Source organism: Niveispirillum sp. (assembly GCF_017996735.1).
Classification (GTDB): domain Bacteria; phylum Pseudomonadota; class Alphaproteobacteria; order Azospirillales; family Azospirillaceae; genus Niveispirillum.
The window spans coordinates 18,256-39,299 of record NZ_JAGOGJ010000036.1 but is presented as its reverse complement, the minus strand read 5'-3'; the positions used below and the strand labels follow the sequence as shown (position 1 = coordinate 39,299).

At 65.3% G+C, this 21,044-nt stretch carries 18 protein-coding genes; 15 read left to right on the top strand and 3 right to left on the bottom strand.

Going from position 1 to position 21,044, the window contains the following annotated elements; all coding sequences use genetic code 11:
- The first annotated feature begins 46 nt into the window (after positions 1-46).
- Both KBA48_RS13645 and KBA48_RS13640 read left to right on the top strand, forming a co-directional pair.
- A complete protein-coding gene (locus KBA48_RS13645) occupies positions 47-1,747 on the top strand; it encodes an ATP-binding cassette domain-containing protein (protein ID WP_292907207.1) in 1,701 nt (566 codons plus the stop codon).
- Positions 1,734-3,032, top strand: coding sequence for an HlyD family type I secretion periplasmic adaptor subunit (locus KBA48_RS13640; RefSeq protein WP_292907205.1), 1,299 nt, complete (start codon positions 1,734-1,736; stop codon positions 3,030-3,032). Before KBA48_RS13645 ends, KBA48_RS13640 begins: the two co-directional genes overlap by 14 nt.
- 44 nt (positions 3,033-3,076) lie before the next feature.
- Here the strand turns inward: KBA48_RS13640 and KBA48_RS13635 are convergent, their stop codons facing one another.
- Together KBA48_RS13635 and KBA48_RS13630 are read right to left on the bottom strand one after the other, a co-directional pair.
- Positions 3,077-3,742, bottom strand: coding sequence for a TetR/AcrR family transcriptional regulator (locus tag KBA48_RS13635; protein WP_292907203.1), 666 nt, complete (start codon positions 3,740-3,742; stop codon positions 3,077-3,079).
- A gap of 191 nt (positions 3,743-3,933) precedes the next feature.
- On the bottom strand, positions 3,934-4,728 hold the full coding sequence (locus tag KBA48_RS13630; protein WP_292907201.1) for an enoyl-CoA hydratase/isomerase family protein: 795 nt from the start codon (positions 4,726-4,728) through the stop codon (positions 3,934-3,936).
- A 334-nt stretch (positions 4,729-5,062) separates the two neighbouring features.
- Here KBA48_RS13630 and KBA48_RS13625 point away from each other — a divergent pair, with 334 nt between their 5' ends.
- Complete coding sequence (locus tag KBA48_RS13625; RefSeq protein WP_292907199.1) at positions 5,063-7,402, top strand: TonB-dependent receptor; 2,340 nt, start codon at positions 5,063-5,065, stop codon at positions 7,400-7,402.
- 49 nt (positions 7,403-7,451) lie between these two features.
- Here KBA48_RS13625 and KBA48_RS13620 read toward each other — a convergent pair whose 3' ends face one another.
- Positions 7,452-8,057, bottom strand: a complete 606-nt coding sequence (locus KBA48_RS13620; protein WP_292907197.1) for a TetR/AcrR family transcriptional regulator — start codon at positions 8,055-8,057, stop codon at positions 7,452-7,454.
- 276 nt (positions 8,058-8,333) lie between these two features.
- Here KBA48_RS13620 and KBA48_RS13615 point away from each other — a divergent pair, with 276 nt between their 5' ends.
- Genes KBA48_RS13615 through KBA48_RS13560 form a run of 12 tightly spaced genes read left to right on the top strand, consistent with a single transcriptional unit; the run spans position 8,334 to position 21,044 of the window.
- Positions 8,334-9,302: a nitronate monooxygenase family protein gene (locus tag KBA48_RS13615; RefSeq protein ID WP_292907195.1), complete on the top strand. Its 969-nt coding sequence runs from the start codon at positions 8,334-8,336 to the stop codon at positions 9,300-9,302.
- Positions 9,299-10,465, top strand: a complete 1,167-nt coding sequence (locus KBA48_RS13610; RefSeq protein WP_292907193.1) for an acyl-CoA dehydrogenase family protein — start codon at positions 9,299-9,301, stop codon at positions 10,463-10,465. The genes KBA48_RS13615 and KBA48_RS13610 overlap by 4 nt, the downstream gene beginning before the upstream one ends.
- A gap of 42 nt (positions 10,466-10,507) precedes the next feature.
- Positions 10,508-11,278, top strand: coding sequence for an enoyl-CoA hydratase/isomerase family protein (locus tag KBA48_RS13605; RefSeq protein ID WP_292907191.1), 771 nt, complete (start codon positions 10,508-10,510; stop codon positions 11,276-11,278).
- A 49-nt stretch (positions 11,279-11,327) separates the two neighbouring features.
- On the top strand, positions 11,328-12,230 hold the full coding sequence (locus KBA48_RS13600; protein WP_292907189.1) for an SDR family NAD(P)-dependent oxidoreductase: 903 nt from the start codon (positions 11,328-11,330) through the stop codon (positions 12,228-12,230).
- A complete protein-coding gene (locus KBA48_RS13595; protein ID WP_292907187.1) occupies positions 12,223-12,780 on the top strand; it encodes a hypothetical protein in 558 nt (185 codons plus the stop codon). Before KBA48_RS13600 ends, KBA48_RS13595 begins: the two co-directional genes overlap by 8 nt.
- A complete protein-coding gene (locus KBA48_RS13590) occupies positions 12,777-14,609 on the top strand; it encodes an AMP-binding protein (RefSeq protein ID WP_292907185.1) in 1,833 nt (610 codons plus the stop codon). Before KBA48_RS13595 ends, KBA48_RS13590 begins: the two co-directional genes overlap by 4 nt.
- Positions 14,602-15,807 (top strand): acetyl-CoA C-acetyltransferase, encoded by a 1,206-nt coding sequence (locus tag KBA48_RS13585; RefSeq protein ID WP_292907183.1) that lies wholly within the window; start codon positions 14,602-14,604, stop codon positions 15,805-15,807. Before KBA48_RS13590 ends, KBA48_RS13585 begins: the two co-directional genes overlap by 8 nt.
- Positions 15,808-15,823: 16 nt before the next feature.
- Positions 15,824-17,950 (top strand): 3-hydroxyacyl-CoA dehydrogenase NAD-binding domain-containing protein, encoded by a 2,127-nt coding sequence (locus KBA48_RS13580; RefSeq protein WP_292907181.1) that lies wholly within the window; start codon positions 15,824-15,826, stop codon positions 17,948-17,950.
- An 11-nt stretch (positions 17,951-17,961) separates the two neighbouring features.
- The gene (locus KBA48_RS13575; RefSeq protein ID WP_292907179.1) at positions 17,962-18,723 is read left to right on the top strand and encodes an SDR family NAD(P)-dependent oxidoreductase; all 762 of its coding nucleotides are present in this window, start codon (positions 17,962-17,964) and stop codon (positions 18,721-18,723) included.
- A complete protein-coding gene (locus tag KBA48_RS13570; protein WP_292907177.1) occupies positions 18,720-19,499 on the top strand; it encodes an enoyl-CoA hydratase-related protein in 780 nt (259 codons plus the stop codon). Before KBA48_RS13575 ends, KBA48_RS13570 begins: the two co-directional genes overlap by 4 nt.
- Positions 19,496-20,620, top strand: a complete 1,125-nt coding sequence (locus KBA48_RS13565) for a CaiB/BaiF CoA-transferase family protein (RefSeq protein ID WP_292907175.1) — start codon at positions 19,496-19,498, stop codon at positions 20,618-20,620. The genes KBA48_RS13570 and KBA48_RS13565 overlap by 4 nt, the downstream gene beginning before the upstream one ends.
- Entirely contained in the window at positions 20,601-21,044 is a 444-nt protein-coding gene (locus tag KBA48_RS13560) for a PaaI family thioesterase (RefSeq protein WP_292907173.1), read from the top strand. The genes KBA48_RS13565 and KBA48_RS13560 overlap by 20 nt, the downstream gene beginning before the upstream one ends.

Below are 21,044 nucleotides of genomic sequence, written 5' to 3'. Positions count from 1 at the left end.
CAGGCCGGTGCCCGGCATTTGAGGGAACACGAAGGATGCACTGCGTATGATCCGCCACATCATCGGCCAGGTCGCCGCTTCTGGCCGGCTGGCGGAGTTGATTGCCGCCAGCGTGGCGATCAACCTTCTGGGTCTTGGCTCATCGCTTTACAGCATCAATGTGCTGAACCGGTATGTCAGCGTCGGCATCACGGCAACGCTGGTCACCCTGACGGCGGGGGCCCTGCTGGCGGTCCTGTTCGAGATCCTGCTGCGGCGGGAGCGGCAGAAGGTGCTGGACAAGCTTGCCGACGGTATGGAGCGCAAGGTCGGCCAGCGGGTGTTCGACGCCTTCTCCCGCTCCGCCTACGCTTCCCTGAGCGCCGTGCCGTTGCCGGTGCGGCGGGAGGCGCTGGGCGCACCCGGTCCGTTGCAGCAACTGGGCAACCATTCCAACCTCGCCGCCATGCTGGATGCCCCCTTCGTGGTGCTGTACCTGCTGGCCATCGGTCTGCTGCACCCGCTGCTGGGCATTCTGGTGACGGTCCTGTGTGTTGGCGTGCTGCTGATGGGATGGCAGGGGGAGCGCCGTGCGCGCGTTCCGGCCGAGGCCCATGCCAAAGCCGCGTCGCGCGCCCAGCAATTGTCCCAGTTCCTGCTGGCAGCGGGGGAGACCCTGCGCGGCCTGCCCATGCTGTCGCCCATGTCGCGGCGCTGGCGGGCCGTCCAGGACGATGCCATGGGATCGCGCCGCAGCGGCATGTACATGCAGAACGAACAGCAGACCCTGGTGCAGAGTGTGGGACAGGTGCTGTCGGTCCTGGTCTATGCCGTGGGGGCCGTGGCCGTGGTGCAGGGGGGCATGACGACGGGTGCTCTGATCGGCGCCAGCATCCTGTCCAGCCGGGCCTTTTCCATCTGCTCACGCGTGGCGCAACTGGCCGATCCGAATGTGCGCGCCACCCGTGCCGAAAAGGCCCTGTGCGAGGTGGAGGCGGTGACCCAGGCCGTGGGCGGCACGGTGGAGCCGGCGCATTTCGCCGGCAAGCTGGAACTGTACGACCTGGCCTTTTCCTATGCCGCACAGCCGGTGCCGCTGTTCGAACGGCTGAGCCTGGAGCTTCAACCCGGTCAGGTCCTGGTGATCAGCGGGCCCAACGGGGCGGGCAAATCCACCCTGATCAAGCTGATGCTGGGCATCCTGACGGCCGATCGCGGCATGGTGCGCGCCGACGATATAGAGCTGCGGCAGCTTTCGCCGGCCTGGTGGCATCGCCATGCCGGTTATGCCCCGCAGGAGCCGGTCTTTTTTGACGGCACTCTGCGCGAGAACCTGCTGCTGGACCGCGAGGTGGAGGAAGCCGACCTGCTGCGCGAACTGCGCGATATCGGCCTGGATGGTTTCCTGGCCAACGATCCACAGGGGCTGGACCGCGCCATCACGGCCCATGACACGGGCCTGGCCATCGGCTTGCGGCGGCGTTTCATCCTGGTGCGCGCGCTGCTGGGGCGGCCGCAGGTCATGTTCATGGACGATCCCACCGAAGGCTTGGACACGGCCGGTCAGGCCGCCGTGGCCAAGCTGTTGAACCGGCTGGTGGGGGAGGGACGGACCCTGGTCATTGCCACCAACGACGCCTTCATCCAGCGTTCCGCCGACTGGCTGCTGGACATGTCGAAAAAGCCGACCCCGGCCCTGCTGCGGCCTGCCACCAAGGCGGCCGAGGGCGCCCCGAACAGTGCCAAGGTGCCCCATGCGAGTGAATGATCTGCCGGTCGTGGTGGCACTGTCCGCCTTCCGCAACCGCAATCCGCTGTTGTGGATCGAGGTGGGATGCGTGCTGGCCTTCATCCTCTGGGCGGCGCTGTTCGAACTGGATGTCGCCTCCTACGCGGAGGGCCATGTCATTCCCGCCGGCCAGACCAAGCGCGTGCAGCATCTGGAAGGCGGCATCATCAGCGATATCAAGGTGAGCGAGGGCCAGCGTGTGGCCCAGGGCGACGTGATCGCCGAGATGGAAAGCGTGCTGTCGGGTGCCGACCTGTCGGAACTGCGCACGCGTGAGGCGACGCTGGAAGGCCGGCTGCTGCGCATCACCGCCACCCTGGAAGGTCGCCCCACCCTTGAAATCCCGGCGGCGCTGGAACAGGCGCATGCCGATGTGGTGGCCGATGTCCGGTCCGCCTTCACCACCTACCGGGAGCGTTACGACGCCGAAGTCCGCCTTTACGAAACGCGTATCGGCCAGCGCCGCGCGGAGATTGACGAGGCCAGGCAGCGTCTGGCCGGCCTGCAATCCCGCAGCATCTTCATCGCCGAACAGGTGGCCATCAGCGAGAAGATGCTGAAGCAGGACCTGACCAATCAGTATGACCATCTCCAGCTTCGCAAGGAGCAGACGACGACCGATACGGAGCGCGACGCGACGCTGGCCACCCTGCGCCGCGCCACGACCGCGCTGGAGGAGGCGACGGCGACCCTGACGGCCTTCCGCGCCAGGGAGACGGAGACGCTGCGCAAGGAGTTGCTGGAGGTCAACACGGAACTGAATTCCGTCAAGGAACGGCTGAAGAAGCCCACCGACAGCTATGGGCGCAGCGTCATCCGCGCGCCGGCCGCGGGCAATGTCATGACCCTTTATGTGAAGAACAAGGGGGCGGTGGTGTCGCCCGGCGGCGTCATCGCCACCATCATTCCCGATGGTGAAACGCTGCTGATCGAGGCGCGGCTGCCCATTGCCGATGTCGGCTTCGTCAAGATCGATGCGCCGGCCCGCCTGTCCCTGACGGGTGCTTCCAGCGGCTTTTCCAACATGGATGCCCATGTCGTCCATATCAGTCCCGATGCCGCCGTCGATGAAAAGACGGGCATGAGCTATTACGTCGTGCGTCTGGCCCCGGCGGAGGCGGCCTTCATGCGGGCGGGGGAGCGTTATCCCCTGAAGCCCGGCGTCAAGGTGATGGCCACCATCCTCACCGGCAGCCGCACGGTGCTGGCCACCCTGACCGACCGGTTCTTCGATTCCGGTGTCGGCCCCCTGTCAGAACGCTGAAGGCAATTGCCGCCTGTCCCCTCACGGGGAGTGCCCGCGACCGATCAATGCGGATTTTGTGCCCCCTCATGGGCCGGGCGGTCAGCCGGTATTGCGGCCGGTGGCGCACCCCGGATGCCCAGCAGCAGGATGCTGCGGAACTGTGCATAGACGGCGTCCAGGGAGAATTCGGGCTTGTCCATGATCCAGCGGGTCACCCAGTTGAACATGCCGAAAATGGCATAGGTGGTCAGGGTGACGTCGCCGGGCACGATGGAACCGTCCGCCATGCCCTGTTCGACGATCTGGCGCATATGGCGGCTGATGGACTTGCGGCAGTTTCGGTATTCGATCTGGCCCTTTTCCGACATGACGTTGGCATCGGACAGGACCAGACTGATCCCGTAATTGTTGGCGATGACCCGTAAATACTGCCGCAGGAAAATCTCCAGCCGCGTCAGGCCGGGCAGGGTGGCGTCGTCATGTTCGGCAAGGGCGGCGTTCAACCTGTCGCCGGCTTCCACCACACAGCCCAGCAGGATGTCCTCCTTGCTGGCGAAATGATAATAGAGCGTGGGTTTGGTGACCGACAGCGCCTTGGCCACATCATCCATCGAGGTGCGGTCATAACCCTTGGACCGGAATTGCTGCGACGCCACGTCCAGGATGCGCTCGCGGCTGAGGGTTCCCCGGCGGTGGCGTGGCCGCTCCGCCGCTGTCTTTTCATTCATCGCGCCGCTCCCCATCACACCGCAATTCCTGCCGCTGCCGCCATAGTAGAGACCTTCCGCTGTATATAGAAGCACCGGAAGGCCGCTTAAGCATTTGGTTTGTCTTGTGGTTGGCATTTGGATGACGCCGTTTCACGCAAGGGCGTGCCGGCACAGCCGGCCCCGCCCCGGCGGAACGGCGCCGGTCCGGATCACGGCGCGCCCAGCCGTTCGGTGGCTTTGCTGGTACCGGCCTTCAGCCGGGCATTGCCATCGGCGATGCGGCGTTTGAACAGCCCACGCTGTGTCAGGTCCTGGGTGACGGACAGTTCGAAGGCCAGCGCGCTCAGGTGGTCCATGTTGCCGGCCCGCAGCGCCACATCCTTCAGCACGGCCAACAGTTCCGGACCGGCCTCGGCGATCTGCCGGGCCAGTCTCAGCGCCGTTTCGCGCAGGGTTCCATAGGGCACGACCTCATCCACCAGACCGACGCGCAATGCCTCCTGCGCGCTGATCGGATCCCCGGTGAACAGCATGCGCCGGGCGCGCTGCGTACCGATACGCTGCAGCATGCCATGATAGAAACCGTTCATGGCGTATTTCACCTGCGTGGAACCGAAAGCGGCATTCTCCGACGCGATGGTGATGTCGCACATGTTCGCGACATCCATGCCGTAACCCGGCGCTACCCCGGCCACGGCGGCGACCATGGGCTTGGGGAAATCATAGAAGGCCTTCATGAATTTCAGCGCCAGATCGGTGAAGCGCCGCCGTTCGTCCCCCTCGATGCTGTTCAGGATGTCCAGGCGCCAGCCGGCGCAGAAATAATCCTCGTTGCCGATGACCAGGACACAGGCGACCGCGTCATCCTCGGCCCAGGCACTCAGCGCGGCAATGATTTCATGGTGCAACTCCCAGCCCAGCGCGTTGCGCTTCTCCGGGTGGTTCAGTTGCAGGATGCCGACGCCATCCTCGACGGACAGGATCAGGTGGGGATAGGGGGGCATGCTGTTCCTCCTGGCTTATGTTACTGATGAGTAATTTGATGCTGGTAAAAATCCGTTGTCAATGGCAGATTTTTGGAGCCCCCTGCCGATGGGAGGGGGCATAATAGGGAGGTACTCTTCGAAAAACGGGCGCTGGACAAGGTTTTGGGGCTATGTTACCGTCTGTTCGGTAACTGAGAAGTGGCGCATGGTAATAAAAGTTACCAGCCAGTTTTGAAATCCAGCATCAACCGATGGGCGGCCACCCTGTGAGGGGCCGCAATGTCCGGCATTTGCCCGGTCAAAACCCCCGCAAAAGGGGGCAGAATGATCCGATACAGGGAGGAAAGAAGAAATGCGTAAGCTGTTCCTGCGGTCTTCATCTGTTCTGGCGCTCGGGGCGGCAGCCCTGGTTGCGGCGCCGTCGATGGCGCAGCAATTGCCAGCCGCCGACGCGTCGCCGGCATCCGGGCAGGAGGAGGGCAATTTCCTGGCCGAGATCATCGTGACAGCGCAGAAGCGTTCGGAGAGCAGCAACCGCGTGCCCATTTCCATCACCGCGGAAAGCGGGCTGGAACTGGCCAAGCTTGGTGTCACGGACGTGCAGTCGCTGGTCAAGGTGACGCCGGGCTTCAACGCCATCGACAGCGGCTATGGCACGCCCGTCTATTTCCTGCGCGGTATCGGCTTCTTCGACAGCAGCCTGGCCGCCAAGCCCACAGTTTCCGTCTATATCGACGAAGCGCCGATCCCGTTCTCCATCATGACGACGGGCGCTTCCTTCGACCTGGAACGGGTGGAGGTTCTGAAGGGGCCGCAGGGCATCCTGTTCGGACAGAATGCCACGGGTGGCGCCATCAATTACATCGCGGCCAAGCCCACACGGGATTTCGAGGCGGGGATGCAGGCCGGTTACGGCCGCTTCAACCGTCTGGACCTGGAAGGCTATGCCAGCGGCCCGGTCTCCGACACGCTGGGTTTGCGGCTGGCTGTGCGGCATGAGGGCGGTGACGCCTGGCAGAAAAGCTTCACCCGCGACGACGAACTGGGCCGCCGCGACTTCACCCAGGGGCGCCTGACCCTGGCGTGGGCCCCGGACCCGGCCCTGCGCGTCAATTTCCAATTGAACGCCAACAAGGACCGTTCCGACACCCAGGCGCCGCAGTTCGTTACGGCCTTCCGCCAGTCGGCCGGCGGTTATTTCAGTCCGGCGCTGCAGGCCTATCCCGCCGCCCCGGAGAATAACCGGGCCGCCGATTGGGGAACGACGGTCCCTTTGCGGCGTGACAACCACATGGTGCAGGGCACGCTTCGACTGGATTACGACATCTCCGACGCTGTCACGGTGACGTCGCTGTCCTCCTATGCCCGGTTCGAGCAGAAATATGGTCAGGATGGGGACGGCACCTCGGTGCAGCTCACCGATCTGCTGATCAGCGGCGATATTGACAGCTTCACCCAGGAATTGCGGGTGGCCGGCGACTTGATGGAGGGGGCGGGCAACTGGCTGCTGGGCGCCAATTACGAACATAGCAAGGCCAACGAGCTGGTGCGGCAATTCCTGTCCGAACAGACGTCGGGCCATGTCTTTGACCGGCTGGGTCTGCCGCCCATCACGGAAGTGCCGCAGCGTGGCGACACTAAATATGTCAGCAAGGCCGTTTTCGGTAATCTGTCCTTCCCCCTGGCCGATACGCTGTCGGCCACGGCCGGTGCCCGCTACACGAAGACCGATGTGGATTTTAACGCCTGTATCCTGAATGCCGGCAACGGCACCTATGGCAAGGGGTTCGAAGCCAATTTTCGCCTGCCGGCCGGCACCTTTCCGCTGAATGGCTGCGCCACGCTGGATGCCAGCAACCGCCCGGCGGAATTTGACGGCACCCTGCCGGAGGACAATGTCTCCTGGCGCGGTGGCCTGGAATGGACGCCCACAGACAGCCATTTGTTCTATGCGAATGTCAGTCGCGGCTACAAGGTCGGGTCGTTCGCCAATCTTCCCGCCTCTACCCTGGCGCAGTACCGGCCGGTGAAGCAGGAGGAGGTGACGGGCTATGAAATCGGGTTCAAGTCGCGCCTGGCCGATCGCACCCTCCAGCTTAACGGCGCCCTTTTCCTCTATGACTATACTGACAAGCAACTCAAGGGCCGGACCATCGTGCCGATCTTCGGGCCGCTGGAAGCCATGGTGAATGTGCCCAAATCACAGGTGAAGGGCGCGGAGATCGAGATGACCTGGACGCCGGTCCAGGGGCTGCTGCTGAAGAGTGGCGCGACCTATCTGGACACGGAGGTGACGAAGTCGTTCCTGAACTATACGGCCTTTGGTGCGCAGGCGGATTTCAAGGGGCGCCGCTTCCCCTTCACGCCCAAATGGCAGATCAATGCCGACGCCGAATATGACTGGCCGGTCAGCGCCAATACAGAGGCGTTCGTGGGCGCCAATTACACCTACCGCAGCAGCACCAATGGTGACTTCGTGCCCGACCCGCGCCTGTCCATCGACAGCTATGGTCTTCTGGACCTGCGCGCCGGTCTGCAGGATGCCGGCGGCGATTGGCGCATCAGCCTGTATGGCCGCAACGTGACGAACGAATATTATTACCAGACGGCGGTCCGCCGGGGTGACGCCATCGTGCGTTATACCGGTATGCCCGTGACCTATGGCATCACCGCCAGCATCAAGTTCCGCTGACGGTCCCTTGTTCCGCCGGCCCGTGGCGCGGTTGCGTCCGGGCCGGCGGTCAGCCGATCCCGTCGAAGATCACGGAGATGAAGCGGTCGAACACCTTTTCCAGTGACGTGCTGCTCTTTCGGAAGTGCCAATGGCCGACCCAGTTGAACATGCCGAAGATGGCATAGGTGGTCAGCTTGGTTTCCGGCACATGGATCGACCCGTCGGTGACCCCGGCCTTGATCCGGCCTTCCAGTGCCTCGTTCATCACCCGGCGCAAGTCATTATATCGGGTCCGGCCTTCCTCTGACATGACGCGGTCATCGGCCAGGATCATGCTGACGCCGATATCATGGGTGATCACCTCCAGATACAGGCGCAGGAACACCTCGACCCGCTTGCGGCCGGTATAGCTCTCATCGTCACGCCGGGCGATCTCCTCACGGAAATAATCGTCGGCGGAAAACACGCAGGCCAGCAGGATCTCTTCCTTATTGGCGAAGTGGTAGTAGAGGCTGGGCTTGGTGATGGACAGCGCGCCGGCAATATCGTCCAGGGTCGTGCGATCATAACCCTTCTCATGGAACATCAAAGCCGACGTATCCATGATCAGTTTCTTGTTGATGCTTCCGCGTTTCGGGCGCACCGGCTTCGGCTTGACCGTTTTGGTAGGCATGTCTGCGTATTCCCCAGGGGCCGTGACGGCCGTGACAATATTTCGAACAGGCGGCAACTTTATCGCTCATGACAAGGGCACGTTACTTTCGTACCGGTTGGTAATCAACTGCTCTGTGCCATTTCATGCGACAGGACAGCCCGACGGCAGTGGCGTTGATGAATTTGTTTAACAATATGAAAATCATGGAAATTTTAAAATGACGACAGTGGTGAGATTCTGTTGTTGACGGCCTCAATACCATAAGTTACCGTCCAGTAAGTAACAGGAGGAAGCATGCAGACGAGATTCACAAGGCTCGTGGGTGTGGAACATCCCGTCATGCAGGGTGGCATGATGTGGGTGGGGACGGCGGACATGGCCGCTGCGGTTTCGAATGCCGGTGGCCTTGGCACCATCACCGCCCTGACCCAACCCACGCCCGACGATCTGCGGCGCGAAATCGACCGTTGCCGGACGCTGACGGACAAGCCCTTTGCGGTCAACCTGACCATCCTGCCGTCGGTGAAGCCGCCGCCCTATGCCGAATACCGCCGGGCCATCATTGATGCGGGTGTTTCGATTGTGGAAACGGCCGGTTCGCGGCCGCAGGAACATGTGGAGGATTTTAAGGCGCATGGCGTCAAGGTCATCCATAAATGCACTTCCGTCCGCCATGCCGTGTCGGCCCAGAAGATGGGCGTGGATGCCATCTCCATCGACGGGTTCGAATGTGCCGGCCATCCGGGGGAGGATGATGTACCGGGCCTGGTGCTGATCCCCGCCGCCGCCGACAGGATCACCATCCCCATGCTGGCCTCCGGTGGCTTCGGCGACGGGCGCGGGCTGGTGGCGGCGCTGGCGTTGGGAGCGGACGGCATCAACATGGGCACGCGCTTTTGCGCCACGGTCGAGGCCCCCATTCATGACGCGGTGAAGCGGCTGCTGGTCGATAATGATGAACGGGCGACCAACCTGATCTTCCGCAAGTTCCATAATTCGGCTCGTGTGGCCAAATCGCCCGTATCCGACAAGGTGGTGGAGATCAGCGCGCGGGAAGGGGCGGTCTTCGCCGATGTCCAGCCGCTGGTGTCCGGGGCCAAGGGCCGTGTGGCGCTGGAAACCGGCGATCTGGAGGCCGGCCTGATCTGGGCCGGTCAGGTCCAGGGCCTGATCCACGACATCCCCACCTGCCGGGAACTGATCACCCGGATCATGCGGCAGGCGGATGAAATCACGGCCCGCCTGCGGGAGCATGCGGCATGAACGCGATCGATCTGGTCCCCGCCTCCTTCATGGCCGAGACGGAGATGGCGATCTTCCAGCGCAGCCTGGCCGGGTTTCTGGATGCCCACGCCTCACCGGCCGCCATCGACCGCTGGCGAGCCAACAAGCAGGTGGAAAAGCATGTCTGGCGCGCGGCCGGTGAGGCGGGGCTGCTGGGCGTGTCGATACCGGAGGAATATGGCGGTGGCGGAGGGGATCTGCGTCACGAAGTGGCCATCGTCCAGGCCATCGGCCATCGCGGGGCCGACGCGCTGACCATCTGCCTGCACAATGCCGTCATCCTTCCCTATTTCGCCAGTTACGGCACACCAGAACAGCGTGCCCAATGGCTGCCGCGCTTTTGTTCCGGGGAGATGGTGACGGCCATCGCCATGACGGAACCGGCCGCCGGATCGGACCTGCAGGGCATGCGCACCCGCGCCCGCCGGGATGGCAACGGTTATCGTCTGACGGGACAAAAGACCTTCATCTCCAACGGTCAGATCGCCGATGTGGTGCTGGTGGCGGCCAAGACCGACCCCGATGCCGGCAGCAAGGGTATTTCGCTGTTCATCGTCGATGTGTCGCAGGCGCCGGAGGGTTTTGCCCGTGGCCGCAACCTGGACAAGGTGGGCCAGGAGGGGCAGGACACGTCCGAACTGTTCTTCGACGACCTGTTCCTGCCGGCCGATGCCCTGCTGGGTGGCGTGGAAGGCAAAGGCATGGCGCAATTGATGGCCAAGCTGCCACAGGAACGGCTGATCATCGCCTGGCAGGCCATGGCCATGATCGAACTGGCCCTGGGTGAGACCATTGCCTATGTCAAGCAGCGGGAAATGTTCGGCCAGTCCCTGGCGGCCTTCCAGAATACCCAGTTCAAACTGGCCGAATACAAGACCCAGGCGACCATCGCCAAGGTGTTCTTGAACCATTGCACCGAAAAGCTGGTGGCCGGGGATTTGGATACGGCGACCGCGTCCATGGCCAAATACTGGATATCCGACCAGTTGTCGGAAATCGTCGATGGCTGTGTGCAGTTTTTCGGCGGTTACGGATACATGACCGAATATCCGATCGGCCGCCTGTACCGTGACAGCCGCATTCACCGCATCTATGGCGGTGCCAACGAGATCATGAAACTGCTGATCGCCCGGACACTCTGATCCGGCCGAACGGCCCCTGTATTCGAGGAAACGGAGAACAAGATGGCAAAGTACGGAACCGTTCTGGCCGAGGTGAAGGACCGCATCGGCACCATCACCCTGAACCGCCCGGACAAGCGCAATGCGCTGTCGACTGAGCTGTTCGAGGATCTGGTGGAGACGCTGACCCCCTGGCGGCGTGACGATAATGTTGCCGTGGTGGTCATCAAGGGAACGGAGGAATATTTCTCCGCCGGGCTGGACCTGGACACGATGAACTGGGCCACGGATGCGGACCGGCTGCGCTGGTACGACGCCACGTATTACGGCTATCTGGAACTACTGGAGTATCCCAAGCCGACCATCGCGGCGGTGGCCGGGCATACGTTCGGCGGCGGATGCGATATCGCAGTGTTCTGCGATATCCGGGTGTCCAGCCCCAACGCCAGGTTCGGCTTTCCCCAGGTGCGTTTCGGACTGACGCCCTTCGTCGATCCGTTGCAGCGCATTGTCGGTCAGAGCCAGGCCAAGCTGTTGACCCTGACCGGACGGCGCATCGACGCGGCCGAGGCGCTGCGCATCGGCCTGATCGACCAGATTGCCGAGGAGGGCAAGCTGCTGGAGACGGCCAACGGCATCGCGGCGGAGATCGCGTCCACCAATGTCGATACCGTGGTGCGCTGTACCGAGATGCTGCGCCGTTCCTGGTCCATGGACCCGATGGCTGCCTATGTCTATGGCCATGTCCAGTATCGCGACGTCCACTGGAACCCCGCGATTTCCCAGCGCATGCTGGACGCGCGGGCCAAGATCGGACGGCGTGCGGGGGCGTGAGGGTGGAATCCCGAAAAACAATGGGGCACCAACGGGAAGGATGATCGCGTTGACACCCTCATCTACATTGTTCGACGGTCGGGTGGTGATCGTCGTGGGCGGCGGCCAGGGGCTGGGGCGGCAATATTGCCTGGACCTGGGTGCCGCCGGCGCCCGCGTCCTGGTGGCCAGCCGCAGTGACGCGGCCCTGTCCGTTGCCCATGAAATCCAGGCGGCCGGCGGCACGGCCCATGGCGTGGCCGTCGATGCAAGGGACGGGGACGCCATCATCCAGGCCGCCCTGATGGCCTTCGGCCGCATCGACGCCATGATCGTCAATGCCGGCATCACCCGTGACCGTTCCTTTGCCAATATGGAGCGGGCGGAATGGGATGAGGTGCTGGACGTACATCTGAACGGGGCCTTTGCCTGCGCCAGGGCCGCCTGGGAACCGATGCGGCGTCAGCGCGGCGGGGCGATCCTGTTCACCACTTCCGGTGCCGGCCTGCATGGCGCCTTCGGCCAGGCGAATTATGCCGCCGCCAAGGCCGGCATCATCGGCCTGACCCGCACCCTGGCCGTGGAGGGCGAACGGGCCGGCATCCGCGTCAACGCCCTGGCGCCCATGGCCGGCACCGCGATGACGGATGGCGTCTTTTCCGCCGACCTGAAAGCCGGGTTGAGGGTGGAGGATGTGTCGCCCTTCGCCCTGGCCCTGATCCACCCGGAATGTCCCGCCAGCGGACAGGTGATCGAGGCGGGCGGCGGCTGGGCGTCGGCCATGCGGTGGGAACGCAGCCTGGGCCTGCGGCTGGAGACGCCGGACACCCGCACCGTGCTGTCACGCTGGTCGGCAGTGATGGATTTCGGCGCCGGGTCCGACCTGCCGGTAACAACGCTGGACTGCCTGGGCGCCGCGATGGGCAACCCACGGCGCATGAGAAACAGGGAAAGGGAGGAAGAAAATGTCTGAAGCGAAGCGGTTGGAAGGCGAAGCCCTGGACTGGCCCGCCCTGGATCCGCAGGAACGCTACCGGCGCTGTGCCTGGGAAGGGTTGCTGATCATCCAGCGCACCGACGAGCATGTCTGGGAGAACCAGGGGCCTGAAGCCTGGGAGAAATTCTCCGACGAGACGCGGCCCGGCTGGGCTGGCCCCATCGGGCGGAAACTGGTGAAGGATCACCCCGCCGATTTCACCCCCGATATCGAAGGGGCGCTGAAGCTGATGGCCGTCTATGGCGCGGAGGTCTGGGGCGGGGGGCACCGCAACGTCACCCGTATCAACAAGATCGACGATCAGGAAGGCCGCCTGACCATCATCGACCATGGCTGCCCGCAATGGCGCGCCTTCTCCGCCGAGATGCGCGGGGTCTTCCCCTGCAACAAGGCCTGCGGGCGGGAGATGGACAGCGTCGTGCGCCAGGGCCTGGGGCCGGATTTCGAGGTGGAGACCATCGCCGGCCGGCCCATGGGCGATGATGATTGCGTCTGGCGGGTCCGCAAGCGGGGGGCGGGGCAATGAGCTTTGCCAGGACGCCGCCGCCGGCCGTATCGGTCGAACGGGAGCCGGATGGCGTGATCCGCCTGGCGTCCCCCCTGTCGATGCCGGTGCCGGCGCAATCGCTGGCCCACCGGTTCGACGCGGTGGCCGATGCCTTTCCCGACCGGCTGTTCATGCGCCAGCGCAACGGGGCCGGCGGCTGGCGGGACATCACCTATGGTGCCGCCCGGCGCGCGGCCGACGGGCTGGCGCAATGGCTGATCGACCAGGGGATCGGGGAGGGGGACAGCGTCGCCTATCTCTCCGCCCCATCCATCGAACATGGCATCACCGCCGTGTCGGTGCAGCGTACCGGGGCGGCCATCGCGCCGATCAGCGTCGCCTATTCGCTGCTGTCCACCGACCATGCCAAGCTGAAGGATTGCGTGGCCACGGCAGGGGCCCGGATCGTCATCGTCGATGATGCCGACCGTTTTGCCCCGGCGCTGCGGGCGCTGGACCGGCCCGGCCTTCGCATCGTCGCGGTCAGGGGCACCGTGCCGGGCCTTGCGGTGGAACGCTGGGCCGATGTTGTGGCGACCCAACCGACGGGGCAGGTGGCGGAACGTATGGCCGGTATCCGGCCCGACATGATCGCCCGCATCATGTTCACCTCCGGCTCCACCGGATCGCCCAAGGCCACGCCGCAGCCCCATGCCTGTCTGACCGTATCCTTCGCGCAGATGGAAGCGGTGAACCTGCTGGATTTCGACGGGGAGCCGCCGCAATTCCTGGAGGCCATGCCCTTCAGCCATATCATGGCTGGCAATTACAATTTCGGGAACATCATCGCGGCCGGTGGCACCCTGTGGATCGATGATGGCAAGCCGACACCGGAATTGTTCGCGCGCACCATCGCCAATCTGCGCGAGGTCTCGCCGCATTTTTTCATCACGGTGCCGCTGGGTTACGCCATGCTGTGCGACGCGATGGAGGCGGATGAAGACCTGCGCGACCGGTTTTTCCGCAATATCCGCTGGCTGGGTTTCGGTGGTGCCCTGCTGCCGCAATCGGTCGCGGAACGGCTGGCGGCCCTGTCGCGGGCGGCCAGAGGGGCGGAGGCCCCGGTCTATTCCTTCTATGGCGCCACGGAATTCCTGCTGGGTGCCCTGAAATACTGGCCCGGCGGCCCGACAGACGTCATCGGCCTGCCGCTGCCCGGCGTGGATTTGAAACTGGTGCCCATGGATGGCCGGTATGAGATGCGCATGCGCGGGCCGACGCTGATGCCCCGCAGTGGTTATCTGGGCGCGGCCGAGGTCTCCGCCGGGCTGTTCGACGCGGAAGGCTATTTCCGCACCGGTGACGCCGTGCGCTTTGCCGACCCGGAGCGACCCGAAAGCGGGCTGGTTTTCGCCGGACGGCTGGCCGATGATTTCAAGCTGCTGTCGGGCACCTATGTCCAGGTCAATGCCCTGCGCCAGGACTTCCTGGCCGCGAGCGAGGCGCTGGTGCGCGAAGTGGTCTTCTGTGGTGTGAACCAGGACCATATCGGCGCCCTGATCTGGCCCCGTACCGCCCTGACCCCCTTCGCGCGGGAGGACTTGCGCGCGTTGATCCGGGATTTCAACGCGGCCCAGACGGGATCGGCCCGGCGTATCGGCACCGCCCTTGTCATGACCGAACCGCTGGCCTTCGACCGGGGCGAGGTGACCGACAAGGGCAATGCCGCCCCCCGCGTGGTGCGCGACCGCCGCGCGGCGGATGTGGCCCGCCTGTTCACCGACCCGCCCGATCCCGCCATCCTGTGCTTTACCAGGGGCGCGGCCACGGCCGCCCGGCCCCGTACCGGAGCAAGCAACCATGCCTGAAGCCTATATTTTTGATGCCGTGCGCACCCCGCGCGGCCGGGGCAAGCCCGACGGTTCCCTGCACTCTATTACGCCGCTGTCCTTGTCGACCCAGGTTCTGGCGGCCCTACGCGACCGCAACGGGCTGGACACGTCCTGGGTGGATGATGTTGTGCTGGGCTGCGTGTCGCCAGTGGGCGACCAGGGGGCAGACATCGCCCGCACAGCCGTCCTGATGGCCGATTATGCCGAGAGCGTGTCTGGCATCCAGGTGCATCGCTACTGCGCATCGGGGCTGGATGCCGTCAACATCGCCGCCGCCAAGGTCATGGCGGGTGAGGCACGGCTGGCCATCGGGGGCGGTGTGGAAAGCATGTCGCGCATTCCCATCAATTCCGACGGAGGGGCCTGGCCCATCGATCCGGATTCCGCGCTGAAGAATTACTTTGTGCCGCAGGGGATCAGCGCCGATCTGATCGCCACCCTGGACGGGTTCAGCCGCACCGACGTTGACGCCTATGCCGTGGAAAGCCAGCGCCGCGCCGCCCGCGCCTGGAAGGAGGGGCGCTTTGCCCGCTCCATCGTGCCGGTGCGCGATCAGGCCGGCAACATCGCGCTGGCCCATGATGAACATATGCGCCCCGACGCGACCATCGAGGGGCTGGCCGGGTTGAAGCCGGCCTTCCAGGTGCCGGGGGAGGCGGCGTTCGACGCCATCGCCATCCAGCGCTATCCGCAGGTGGAACATGTCGAGCATGTCCATCATGCCGGCAATTCGTCGGGCATCGTCGATGGCGCTTCCGGTGTGCTGATCGGCACGAAGGAGGCGGGTGCGGCGCTGGGGCTGAAGCCACGTGCCCGTATCCGGGGGGGCGCGTCCATCGGGTCGGAACCGACCATCATGCTGACGGCACCCGCCACCGTGTCGCGCAAGCTGCTGGACCGGCTGGGCATGACGCCCGGTGATATCGATCTGTACGAGTTGAACGAGGCCTTCGCAGCCGTGGTCCTGCGCATGATGGCGGCACTTTCCATCCCGCACGACAAAATGAACGTCAATGGCGGGGCCATCGCCATGGGGCACCCGTTGGGCGCCACGGGCGCCATGATCCTGGGCGCCGTCCTGGACGAACTGGAACGCACCGGCAAGGGCACGGCCCTGATCACGCTGTGCGCCGGTGCCGGCCAGGGCGCCGCCACCGTGATTGAGCGCGTCTGAGCCGGGGAGAGGAAACATGCGGAATTTCATCATCGAGACCGATGCCGACGGCATCGCCCTGGTCACCTTCGACGTTCCCGGCCGCAGCATGAATACGCTGAGCGATGCCGTGATCGCGGAACTGCCGGACCTGATCGAAACCTTGAAGAATGACGGCGCCATCAAGGGCGTCGTCCTGTGCTCCGGCAAGGCCAGTGGCTTTTGTGCGGGGGCCGACCTGGGCGATCTGGGCCGTGCGGCGGGGACCCGCATCGCCCCGCCTCCCCTGTCCGAACTGTTCCGGCGGCTGGAGGTGCTGGGCAAGCCGGTGGCGGTTGCGCTGGAAGGGCTGGCGCTGGGCGGCGGGCTGGAACTGTCGCTGTCCTGCCATTACCGGGTCGCGGCCGACAGTCCCAAGGTCAAGCTGGGCCTGCCGGAGGTGACGGTGGGCCTGCTGCCGGGTGCCGGTGGTACCCAGCGCCTGCCCCGCCTGACCGGCGTGGCCAAGGCTTTGCCGCTGCTGCTGGAAGGCCGTCCGCTGGACTCGGCCAAGGCGCTGGCGCTGGGCATCGTGGATGAGGTGGTGCCGGCCGGTGAGACGGTGGCGGCGGCAAAGCGCTGGGTGCGGGAAAAGGGCGATCCCGTGGCCCGCTGGGACCGCAAGGATTACCGGCTGCCGGGTGGCCTGCCTTACAGTGCCGGTGGCATGCAGGCCTTCATCATGGCCAACGCCACCGTGCGCAAGCGCACCTTCGGCAATTATCCCGCGCCGGAGAACATCCTGAAATGTGTGTTCGAGGGGGTGCAGGTGCCCATCGATGCCGGCCTCAGGATCGAGACGAATTATTTCCTCAACACCTTCGCCACGCCCCAGGCCAAGGGCATGGTGCGCAGCCTTTTCCTGTCCAAACAGGCGCTGGACAAGGGTGACCGTTCGGCCAAGGTGGCCCCGCCCGCCGGTGTGGCCGTCATCGGGGCCGGCATGATGGGGGCCGGCATCGCCTATTCCCAGGCGCTGAAAGGCATCAATACCATCCTGGTCGATGTCAGCGAGGCGGCGGCGGAAAAGGGCAAGGATTATGCCCGTAAGCTGGTTGCCGCCGACATCGCCAAGGGCCGCACTACGCAGGCACAGGGCGACGCCCTGCTGGACCGGATCAAGGTGACGGCCGATTACGCCGCGCTGGCCGGCGCCGATCTGGTGGTGGAGGCGGTGTTCGAGGATGCGGCGCTGAAGCATGAGATCACCCGCCGCGTGCAGGCGGCGGCCGGTCCCGGCATCATCATCGGCTCCAACACCTCCACCCTGCCCATCACCGGGCTGGCTCAGGCATCGGAACGGCCGGAGAATTTTGTGGGCATCCACTTCTTCTCCCCCGTCGACAAGATGCATCTGGTGGAGATCATCCGCGGCGCGAAGACCAGTGACGAGACGGTGGCCCGCGCCACCGCCTATGCCATGGCGCTGGGCAAGACGCCGATCGTCGTCAATGACAGCCGGGGCTTCTATACGTCCCGCTGTTTCGGCACCTACATCTATGAAGGGCTGGAGATGTTGATGGAAGGCATCCCGCCGGCCCTGATCGACAATGCCGGGCGGATGACGGGCATGCCGCGCGGGCCGCTGGAACTGACCGACGATGTGGCCGTGGACCTGACCGTGCGTATCGCCGGCCAGACGCGGGCGGCGCTGGGCGATGCCTATCAGGCCCGGCCCTATGAGGTGGTGCTGGAAAAGCTGGTGGATATGGGCCGTACCGGGCGCAAGGCGGGTGCCGGTTTCTATGACTACCCGGCGGGTGCCGCCAAGCGTCTGTGGGGCGGGCTGGCCGATCTGGTGCCGGCGGCCCCGGCGACGTTGCCCGACGTGGCGGTACTGAAGCAGCGGCTGCTGCATCGTCAGGCGCTGGAGGCGGCGCGCTGTGTGGATGAGGGGGTGATCGCCGATCCGCGCGCCGCCGATGTCGGGGCCATCATGGGCTGGGGTTTCGCGCCGTGGACGGGCGGCCCGCTCAGCTACATCGATGGTATCGGGGCGGTGGCGTTCGTGGCGCAATGCGACCGGCTGGCCGCCCTGCATGGCGACCGTTTCGCACCGCCGCCGGGCCTGCGCGCCATGGCTGCCGATGGGGGCGGCTATTACGCCGCCCTTGATGCCGCCTGAGGAGGTTGAACATGCAGATCAACGGATATGCGGCCATCGTCACGGGCGGTGCCTCCGGCCTTGGGGCGGCCACGGCCGCCATGCTGGCGCGGGAAGGGGCGAAGGTCACCCTCTTCGACCTGAATGAAGAGGCGGGGCGGGCCACGGCGGCGGCGATCGGCGCCACCTTCCGTGCCGTCAACATCACCGATGATGCCCAGGTGGCCGACGCGGTGCTGGCGGCGGAGCAACAGAACGGCAAGGCCCGCATCCTGGTCAATTGCGCCGGCATCGCCCCGCCGGCCAAGACGGTCGGGCGGGAAGGGCAGCCGCATGCGCTGGAGCTGTTCCGCCGGGTCATCGACATCAACCTGATCGGCACCTTCAACGCCCTGTCCAAGGTCGCGGCCCGTCTGGCCGATGCCGAACCGGTGGGGGAGGAACGTGGCGTGATCATCAACACGGCCAGCGTCGCCGCCTTCGACGGGCAGATCGGGCAGGCCGCCTATGCGGCGTCGAAGGCCGGGGTGGCGGGCATGACCCTGCCCATCGCCCGCGACCTGTCGCCCCTGGGTATCCGGGTCCTGACCATCGCGCCCGGCATCTTCATGACGCCGATGCTGGCGGGCCTGCCACAGGCGGCGCAGGACAGTCTGGGACGGCAGACGCCATTCCCCTCCCGCCTGGGACGGCCCGACGAATATGCCCAACTCGTGGAAAGCATCATCCGCAACCCCATGCTGAACGGCGAGACCATTCGCCTGGACGGCGCAATCAGATTGGCCCCGAAATGACCGAGACGATCCGATACGAAGTTGAGGACGGGGTGGCCCGGATCATCCTGGACAATCCTGATGCCGGCAACGCCATCGACCAGACCTTTGCCGACCGGCTGCTGGACCTGGCCCATGCGGCGGAGGATGACAAGGCGGTGCGCGCCGTGCTGCTGACCGGCACGGGGCGCCTGTTCTGCGTGGGCGGTAATGTCCGGGCGTTTGCCGCCGCGTCGGACAATCTGGGCAATTTTGTGCGCAAGCTGACGGCGTCGCTGCACATGGCGGTGGCACGGCTGGCATCGTTGTCCAAGCCGGTGATCGTGGCCGTCAATGGTCCCGCAGCCGGTGCGGGGCTGGGCCTGGCTATCCTGGGCGATGTGGTGCTGGCCGCCCGGTCGGCCAGCTTCACCGTCGCCTATCCCGGCATCGGCCTGTCGCCCGATGCCGGCACCACCTTCCTGCTGCCCCGGCTTGTGGGGCTGCGCAAGGCGCAGGAGATGCTGTTCCTGGCCAAGACCCTGAATGCGGAGGAAGCGGTGGCGGCCGGTCTGGCGACGATGCTGCTGGAAGATGCCGACTTGCGCCCGCAGGCGGACAGGATCGCCCGGCGGCTGGCCAGCATGCCGACCCTGGCGCTGGCCCGGTCCAAGCGGCTTCTGCTTTCCTCCTCCTCCCGCGAACTGGAAACCCAGTTGGAGCGGGAGGCGGCGGATATCGCCATCTGTTCCCTGGAACCGCATGCAACCGAAGGCATCAGCGCCTTCCTGGAAGGACGGAAGGCCCGGTTCGCATGACACAGACACAGGCGCCGCAACGCACGGGTCCCCTGGCCGGGGTCCGTGTGCTGGAATTTGCCGGCATCGGCCCCGGCCCCTATTGCGCCATGCTCCTGTCGGACCTGGGGGCGGAGGTGCTGCGCATCGACCGCGCCGGCGGCAATGGCTGGCCCAACCCGGTGATGGACCGCGGCCGCGCCAACCTGACGCTGGATATCCGGTCGCCGGCGGGGCGGGAGCGCTGCCTGGAGGCGGCGTTGCATGCCGATGTGCTGATCGAGGGGTTCCGGCCCGGTGTCATGGAACGGCTGGGTCTGGGGCCGGATGTCCTGTGCGACCGCAACCCCCGCCTGATCTATGGCCGCATGACGGGATGGGGGCAGGAGGGGCCGCTGGCCAGGGCGGCGGGGCACGACATCAACTATATCGCCCTGACTGGTGCGCTCGCGGCCGTCGGCCCGCAGGACGGGCCGGCCACACCGCCGCTCAACCTTGTGGGTGATTTCGGTGGCGGTTCGCTGTTCCTGGCGCTGGGCATCGTGTCGGCCCTGTGGGAACGCGAGCGGTCGGGCCGGGGGCAGGTGGTGGACGCGGCCATTGTCGATGGCGTCACGTCCATGATGGCCATGTTCTCAGGCCTGGTGCCGGCCGGCCATCTCTCGCTGGATCGCGACCGCAGCGTTCTGGGCGGGGCGGCCCCTTTCTATCGCTGCTATCGCTGCGCCGACGGCAAGGAGATTTCGGTCGGGCCCCTGGAGCCGCATTTCTACAAGGAATTGCTGGACCGTCTGGGGGCGCCCGCCGACCTTTATGCCGATCAGGACGACCCATCGTTGTGGCCGGCACGCAGCCTGCGTCTGGTCGCCCTGTTCGCCACCCGCACGCGGGCCGAATGGGTGTCCCTGCTGGAAGGAACCGACGCCTGCTTCGCCCCTGTCCTGACCCTGGATGAGGTGATGGACCATCCGCACATGGCGTCGCGCGGCGCCTATCGGGAGATCGACGGCATACGCCATTGCGCGCCGGCCCCCCGCCTGTCGCGCACACCGCCGGATATCGGTCAGACGCGGGACGGTGAAACCGTGCTGGCCGGGTGGCTGGGAAGCAAGGAGGCCCGGAATGCACGTCATCATCCATGATGAGCCGATGACATCCGGCGCCTGGGGGCCGGTCGAAACCGCCGATCATTTTGCCCAGATGGTCGGCCCGCTCTCCATGCTGGTGATGCCCGGCAATCCGGAAGAACCGGTCCGCATCGGGTTCAGGGTGGAGGAGAAGCATTGCAACAAACTGGGCGGCTGCCATGGCGGGATGCTGGGCACCGTCCTGGACCTGGCGCTGGGCTATGTCGCCAATTTTGCGCGTCAGGAAGAGGGCACGCCGACCATCAGCCTGTCGGTGGATTTCCTGCGCCCGGCACCGGCCGGGACATGGATCGAAAGCCGATGCCGGCTGATTGAAACCACGCGGCGCATGATTTTTGTCGATGGTCTGCTGATCTGCCGGCAAGGAACGGTGGCGCGCGGGAATGCCATCTATCGGCGACCGTCGCGCAACGGGTGA